The 6,395-nt window shown below is 73.2% G+C and carries 4 protein-coding genes and 3 pseudogenes; 2 read left to right on the forward strand and 5 right to left on the reverse strand.

The annotated features are described in order from the left end of the window. Positions 1-147: 147 nt before the first annotated feature. Positions 148-1,338 carry an MFS transporter gene (locus AB0N31_RS33285; protein WP_366062236.1) on the reverse strand — a complete coding sequence of 397 codons (1,191 nt, stop codon included), beginning with the start codon at positions 1,336-1,338 and terminating at the stop codon, positions 148-150. Positions 1,339-1,443: 105 nt separating this feature from the next. Next, positions 1,444-2,001, reverse strand: coding sequence for a TetR family transcriptional regulator (locus tag AB0N31_RS33290; RefSeq protein WP_366062237.1), 558 nt, complete (start codon positions 1,999-2,001; stop codon positions 1,444-1,446). Between the two features lie 366 nt (positions 2,002-2,367). On the opposite strand from AB0N31_RS33290, the gene AB0N31_RS33295 reads away from it, so the two are divergent. Together AB0N31_RS33295 and AB0N31_RS33300 are read left to right on the forward strand one after the other, a co-directional pair. Further along, the gene (locus AB0N31_RS33295; RefSeq protein ID WP_366062238.1) at positions 2,368-3,240 is read left to right on the forward strand and encodes an SGNH/GDSL hydrolase family protein; all 873 of its coding nucleotides are present in this window, start codon (positions 2,368-2,370) and stop codon (positions 3,238-3,240) included. A gap of 228 nt (positions 3,241-3,468) precedes the next feature. Then, a pseudogene (locus AB0N31_RS33300) lies at positions 3,469-4,399 on the forward strand (ADP-ribosylglycohydrolase family protein). Positions 4,400-4,460: 61 nt separating this feature from the next. On the opposite strand, the pseudogene AB0N31_RS33305 reads toward AB0N31_RS33300, so the two are convergent. The 3 genes and pseudogenes from AB0N31_RS33305 to AB0N31_RS33315 form a co-directional block, all read right to left on the reverse strand. Next, positions 4,461-4,580 (reverse strand): annotated as a pseudogene (locus AB0N31_RS33305) (endonuclease/exonuclease/phosphatase family protein); the annotation flags it as partial. A 67-nt stretch (positions 4,581-4,647) separates the two neighbouring features. Then, positions 4,648-5,925 carry an acyltransferase gene (locus AB0N31_RS33310; protein ID WP_366062239.1) on the reverse strand — a complete coding sequence of 426 codons (1,278 nt, stop codon included), beginning with the start codon at positions 5,923-5,925 and terminating at the stop codon, positions 4,648-4,650. After that, positions 5,922-6,395: pseudogene (locus AB0N31_RS33315) on the reverse strand (bi-functional transferase/deacetylase); the annotation flags it as partial. The pseudogene AB0N31_RS33315 and the gene AB0N31_RS33310, both read right to left, overlap by 4 nt.

Here is a 6,395-nt window from a genome sequence, read left to right on the forward strand (position 1 = left end):
CGGGCGGGGAGAGGCGGCGGATCCTCACGGACCCGGCCGGCCATCCCTTCTGCCTGGTGCGGGGGTGACCGCGAGGACGTGTCCGCCGCGGTCCGCGGCAGGCCGAGGGCGTGCCCGTCGGACAGGGGCCGCGGCCGCCGGGGGCGTTCACGCGTTCGCCGGCAGTGGCCGGCGGAGCAGATAGGCCGCCGCCGTCGAGACGAGGGCCGCCATGCAGGCGATGAAGACCAGGCCCGCGCCCTCCAGGCCGAGCGGGTCGGACAGTAGGCCCACGCCGATCACCGGCACGGAGATGCCGGCGTAGGCCACCACGAACAGCGTCGAGATCACCGCCGCGCGCCGGTCGGCGGGGGAGGCCGCGGCGACCGCGGACAGCGCGCCGCGGAACGCCAGTCCCTGCCCGGTCCCGCCGACGACCGCGCTGAGCGCCACCAGGGCGAGTGCCTCCCACCACAGCGCGCCCGCCAGGAGCACCAGTCCGGCGAGGAGCGCGGCGCAGCCCAGCGGCAGCGAGCGCCGGACCCCGGCCCGGCCGACGACCGACTGTCCGGCGGTCGAGGCGAAGAAGGCCAGGGCCACGATCAGCCCGCTCACGGCATGGTTGTCCACGTCCAGGGACCGGGCGAGGAACGCGGGGCTGACCGACGTGAACACCCCGAACAGTGCGAACCCGACGAAGGAGGCGATCGCGGCCGGCCCGAAAACGGCCCGCACCTCGGCGGGCAGGGCGGGACGCCGCGGCCGTACGGTGCTCGGCGGCCGCCGCTCCCGGACGGTTTCCGGAAGCCACAGCAGGACGGCGGCCGAGCCGGCCACCAGGGCCAGGTGGACGGCGAACGGCAGGTACAGCGGCCAGGGGGCGTACTGCGCGAGCACGCCGGCGAGGAGGGGACCGCAGCCCAGGCCGCCCATGTTGGCGGCCGTCGCCACGAACGTGGCCCGCGGGCCGCCGCCGCGCGGGGCGAGATCCATGACGTACGCCGTGGCGGCTCCGGTGAACAGGCCGGCGGACAGCCCCGACAGCAGCCGCCCCGCGTACAGCCAGGCGAGCGACTCGGCGCCGAGGAAGCAGACGGCGCTCGCCGCCGCGCAGCCGAGGCCGGCGAACAGCACGACCCGTCTGCCCACGGTGTCGGAGGCGTTGCCCGCCAGCAGCAGGACGCCGATCACCGCGAAGGCGTACACCGCGTACACGACGGTGACCGTCACCTCGGAGAAGCCGAACTTCTCCTGGTAGAGCCCGTAGAGGGGAGTGGGGAGCGTCGTGCCGGCCATGCAGACGGCGAACACGGCACCGCCGAGCAGACACTCCAGCCATTTCCGGCGATCACCGTCCATGCGGCCGACGGTAACGCGGGGACCTGTTCCCGCCCGGCACGACGTGCCCGTGAGCGGACGGCCGGAACGCGGCGTGCAGGAATCCGCCGGTCGGGAATGCGCGGGTCAGGAATCCGCCGGAGTGAGGACCGCCTGCAGCAGCGCGCCGTAACGCGAGATCAGTTCCGCCCGGTCGGTGCGCAGCAGGGCTTCGTCCCTGGCGACCCACAGGGTGTGCAGGAGCCCCGCCGCCAGGGCGGCCGCGAGGCGCGCGCGGACGTCGGAGTCGGGTCCGGAGAGCCGGCCGCGCAGCGGTCGGACGAGGACCTGTTCGTGCGTGGTCCGCAGCCGCTCCTGGATCTGCGGCTCGTTGCTGCCCCGCACCAGGGCCAGGAAGATGCCCCTGGCCGATCCGTCGAGACCGACGAGGAGTTCGACGAGCCGTTCCCCCAACTGCTCCAGAGGGACGTCCAGTAAGGGTTCGTCGTCGATCGTCAGGTGCATCGTCTCCAGGAACAGCAGTTCCTTGCTCTTGAAGTGACGGATCACCAGCGCGGGGTCGGTCTCGGCCGCCGCGGCGATCTGGCGGACGGTGGTCCGGGCGAAACCTCGCTGCTGGAACAGCCGGGTGGCGGCGGAGTGGATGGCCTCGCGTGTCGTCGCGGCGGATCCCGTCTGCAGCATCGCGTCAGGATAGGCGGTGCGGACCGGGCGCGCGGGCCGTCGCCGGCTTCCACGGCGTGAAAGCGCAACGCGCCGGGAGCGGTGGCCGGTGAGCCCTTCCGCACGTGGTCCGGTGTGGTGCCGGGTTCAAGAACTTCGGTCAACTATGTTGACTCGACTGCCGGGCGCCTGCACATTACCTATGGGTAGAACCACCAAGTAACCATGCGACCCGCACTGCACGGTCGTCGGTGTGCGTCTTTGCGCATGTGTGAACCGTCGGCACCCCTCCTCCGCTCGAGCCGCCGCATTCCTCGCGTTCCGTACGTCCGTGGGCATCGCCGCGCCCGCTTTCGTCGCGTCCGCACTCCCGAGAATCGAGAGCACATGCCGAAACCCGCCCCCCGTCATGTCATGATCGCGTCACTCGCGGCGGTCGGTGCGCTGGCCCTCAGTCTCACCGGGGCCCCCGCACAGGCCGCCACCCCCCTCGACTACGCCGCCCTCGGCGACAGTTACAGCGCCGGTTCGGGAGTCCTCCCGGTGGACCTCTCGAGCCCGCTGTGCCTGCGCTCCACGGCCAACTACCCCCACGTCATCGCCTCCCGGACGGGCGCCCGCCTCACGGACGTGACCTGCGGCGCCGCCCAGACCAAGGACTTCACCCAGTCCCAGTACCCGGGCGTCGGCCCCCAGGTGAACGCCCTCGACGCGGGAACCGACCTGGTCACGCTGACCATCGGCGGCAACGACAACGGAACCTTCATCAACGCCGTGACGGCGTGCGCCGCCGCGGGCGTCCTCAGCGGCGGCCGGGGCAGCCCCTGCAAGGACGCCAACGGCACGAGCTTCGACGACCAGATCGACGCGAGCACCTATCCCGCCCTCAGGGCAGCCCTCGGCAGCGTCCGCGCCAAGGCCCCCGGCGCCCGGGTGGCCGTGCTGGGTTACCCCTGGATCACGCCCGCCACCGCGGACCCGTCCTGCTTCGCGAAACTGCCGATCGCCACCGGCGACGTGCCCTACCTGCGCGGCATCCAGGCCCACCTCAACGCCGTCGTCCGGCGCGCCGCCGAGGAGAACGGGGCCACCTACGTCGACTTCAGCCAGGCGTCCGACGGCCACGACGCGTGCAAGCCCGTGGGCACGCGGTGGATCGAGCCCCTCCTCTTCGGCAACAGCGTCGTTCCCGTCCACCCCAACGCCCTGGGCGAGCGACGCATGGCCGAACAGGCCATGAGCGTCCTGGGACTCGGCTGACGGGGCGTCCGGCGGCGGCCGTGAGGTCCGCCGCCGGACCGCCTCCTCCGGCGCGGGCTTCCGCCGGCCGTCGTCGGCGCGGAAACCTCCGCCGGTCGGGCACCGCCCGCGCGGTCTTCCGCGCGCGCCTGTATCCGCCCGCGCGGGCTTCCGTACACGGGCCTCTGCCCGCGGCGGCCACCGAGCCGGGGGCGTACGGCACTTCGCGACCGTGGGTGGTCTGCGCGGGTGAAGCCAAGAGAGCGTGCCGTCGGCGCAGTCGTGGGGTCGGCGGTGGGGGACGCGCTGGGAGCCCCCTTCGAGTTCGGTCCGCCGGGGGTGTTCTCCGCCCGCTTCCCCACCGCCGGGTGCGGCGGCGAGATGTGCGGTGGGGGCGGCTGGGAGCCGGGTGAGGCCACGGACGACACGCAGACGGCCGTCCTCGTCGGCGAGTCCCTGCTGGAGCGCGGCGAACTGGACCTCCCCGACATGTTCCGGCCGCTTCCGGCGGTGGGCGGCGGCCGGCCCCAAGGACATCGGCCTCCAGACCGAGGACGTGCTGACCAACGGCATGCCCTGGGACCTGGCCGTCGCGGCCCACTTCCAGGTCAACCTCCGGGCGGCCGGCAACGGTTCGCTGATGAGGGCGTCGACGTCCGCGGTCCGCTTCGCGAGGGCCGGCCGCGCCGCCACCATGGACGCCGCCCGGCGCATCGCCGCGCTCACCCACGGCGACCGCGCCGCCTGGGAGGGCACGGCGATCTTCCACGAACTGGTCCGTGTCGCGCTCACCGGCGCCGACCCCGTCGGCGCGCTGCCCGACGTGCTGACCCTCGTCGCCCCGGACCACCGCGCACGCTATGCCGCGGTCCTCGCCCCCGACTGGCATCCCGACCGGGCCACCGAGTTCAACGGCGCGGTCTGGCCCTGTCTCGGGTCGGCGGTGTGGGCACTGCGCAGCACGACCGGCTTCGAGGACGCGATGCGCGCGGCGATCGACCTCGGCGGTGACACGGACACCGTCGCCGCCGTCACCGGGGGCCTCGCGGGCGCCTGTTACGGGCCGGACGCGATCCCGGCGCGCTGGACCGAGCCGCTGCACGTCCCGCTGCCCGGATTCGACGGACGGGTGCTGCGCCTGGCGGAACTGACCGGCCTGGCACACCGCCTCGTCGAGTGACCCCGGCGGTCCGCCGGTCCGCCGTCCAGCCCGACCGGGCGGCGCCGGGGAAGCGGCCGCCGCCGGCGGCGGCCGGGGCGCGGGCCGTGCCCGCGGGGGCGTCGTTCTCGTCACCGACGTGGTGTCGCACCACGACCAGGTCCCGCGTGCCGGGTTCCGCCGCGGGCGGCGGCAGGCCGCCTCCTCCGCCTTGCGACGCACGGCACCAGACCCCGCTCCCTGATCCGGCCTGATCCAGACGAAAGACCTTAGCGCGCCCGGCGCGCCGTGCTCCTGCGCCCGTCGGGCCACAGGCGCGGCTTCCGCTTCGCCGCGATGTCCTCGATCCAGCCGGTCGCCAGGATCATCGCCCCGATGAGGGGCCAGACCAGGACGAACATCCACAGCATGTACGTGGAGTCGAGGAAGCCCGTGGCACCGTCGCTCTCCATGAAGGGCAGTCCGTACAGCGTGTCGATGACCGGGACGGTGGCCATGATCAGCATGTTGTGCCACAGGTAGATCGTGACGGCGCGGTTGTTGGACAGGGTGATCAGCCGGTCCCAGCGGGCCAGCCCGCGCGGGAGTTCCTGCCACGAGGGCGAGTACTGGAGCAGGATCACCACGAACCCGAGGGACCAGGTCGCCTGGGCCAGCGGGATGTCGTTGAGGTCCCAGCCGTCCGGTCCCAGGTGCCCCGAGGCCCACCACAGGCCGAAGGCCATGACGAGTGCGGAGCAGGAGACCGCGACATAGCGCGGGATCCGCGCGAGCAGCCCGTCCTGGTGGGCGAAGCCCAGCATCCAGCAACTGCCGTAGACCGCGAAGTCGCCGACCGCGTTGCCGGTCTCGCCGGGTATGGACACGACCCCCGTGCCCACCGCCGCCGTCAGCGCCAGCGGCGCGAGCAGCGTGACCCAGGGAGCCCTGCGGAACGCCCGGAGCAGCAGCGGCGAGGCGAGCACGAACCACAGGTAGGCCCGCAGGTACCACAGCACACCGGCCGCCTGCACCGCCCAGGTGTTCTCCAGCACGCCGGACCGGGAACCGATGCTCCAGGGGAACGGCGGCGCACCGAGCGGAACGACGTAGTTGAGCAGTTCGACGACGCCCAGGACCCCCCCGTGGTCGGGGTCCTCCAGCGGGTTCCAGCCCCCGGCGAACAGCAGGGTCAGCACGGCCGCGCCGAACACCCACAGCGGGGGCAGGAGCCGCCGGACCCGGCCCCGGATCACGCCCAGCGCGGGACGCTTCAGCGAACGCGCCATCAACGAGCCCGCCAGGGCGAACATGACGCCCATGGACGGGAACAGCACGGTCAGCCAGGCCCAGCCGAACAGGTGGTAGACGACCACACGGACCAGGGCGATCGTGCGCAGCAGGTCGAGGTAGCGGTCACGGCCCGGCTTCTTCGCGGCGGTCGTGGCCTCGGCCACGGGTGCCGCGGACGGTTCCGGGAAGGCGCTCGCGATCCGCTGCCGGGGGACGCCGAACGCCGGCGTCCGCTCGGCACCCGCGTCCGTCCCGGTCGAGTGACCCCGGCTCATGCGACAGGCCTCCGATCTTTGGTGTCACCGGTGTGCTGCCGCGGCACCGGGCCGCCCGGCGCCTCGACGACACCGGTGCGGCGCAGCTTCTGCCAGCGCAGCCGGCCGCCGGTGAGGGCGGTGATCCAGGACTGGAGCAGGACGACGTACATCAGCTGGCGGTAGAGGATCTGCTGGAGGGGCAGCGAGATCAGGTGGGTCATGCGTTCGCGGTCGAGCCGGAAGGCGTAGGCCGCGCACACCGCCTGGACGGCGAGCACGCCCAGCCAGGCCACGATGGTCTTCTGCGTGGGCCCGAAGACCACCCCGTAGAGGAGGAAGACGTCGATGAGCGGCGCCAGCAGCGGGGCGACGACCATGAAGAGCGAGACGAACGGCAGACCGACCCGGCCGAAGCGGCCCGAGGGGCCCCGTTCCAGCAGGGCGCGGCGGTGCTTCCAGATGGCCTGCATGGTGCCGTACGACCAGCG

It is taken from the genome of Streptomyces sp. NPDC051051, assembly GCF_040682975.1.
In the GTDB taxonomy this organism is placed as follows: Bacteria; Actinomycetota; Actinomycetes; order Streptomycetales; family Streptomycetaceae; genus Streptomyces.

Excerpts from the sequence above, each read along its gene's own strand:
- AB0N31_RS33285 (WP_366062236.1), bottom strand. The coding sequence starts at position 1,338 with ATGGACGGTGATCGCCGGAAATGGCTGGAGTGTCTGCTCGGCGGTGCC.
- AB0N31_RS33290 (WP_366062237.1), bottom strand. The coding sequence starts at position 2,001 with ATGCTGCAGACGGGATCCGCCGCGACGACACGCGAGGCCATCCACTCC.
- AB0N31_RS33295 (WP_366062238.1), top strand. The coding sequence starts at position 2,368 with ATGCCGAAACCCGCCCCCCGTCATGTCATGATCGCGTCACTCGCGGCG.
- AB0N31_RS33310 (WP_366062239.1), bottom strand. The coding sequence starts at position 5,925 with ATGAGCCGGGGTCACTCGACCGGGACGGACGCGGGTGCCGAGCGGACG.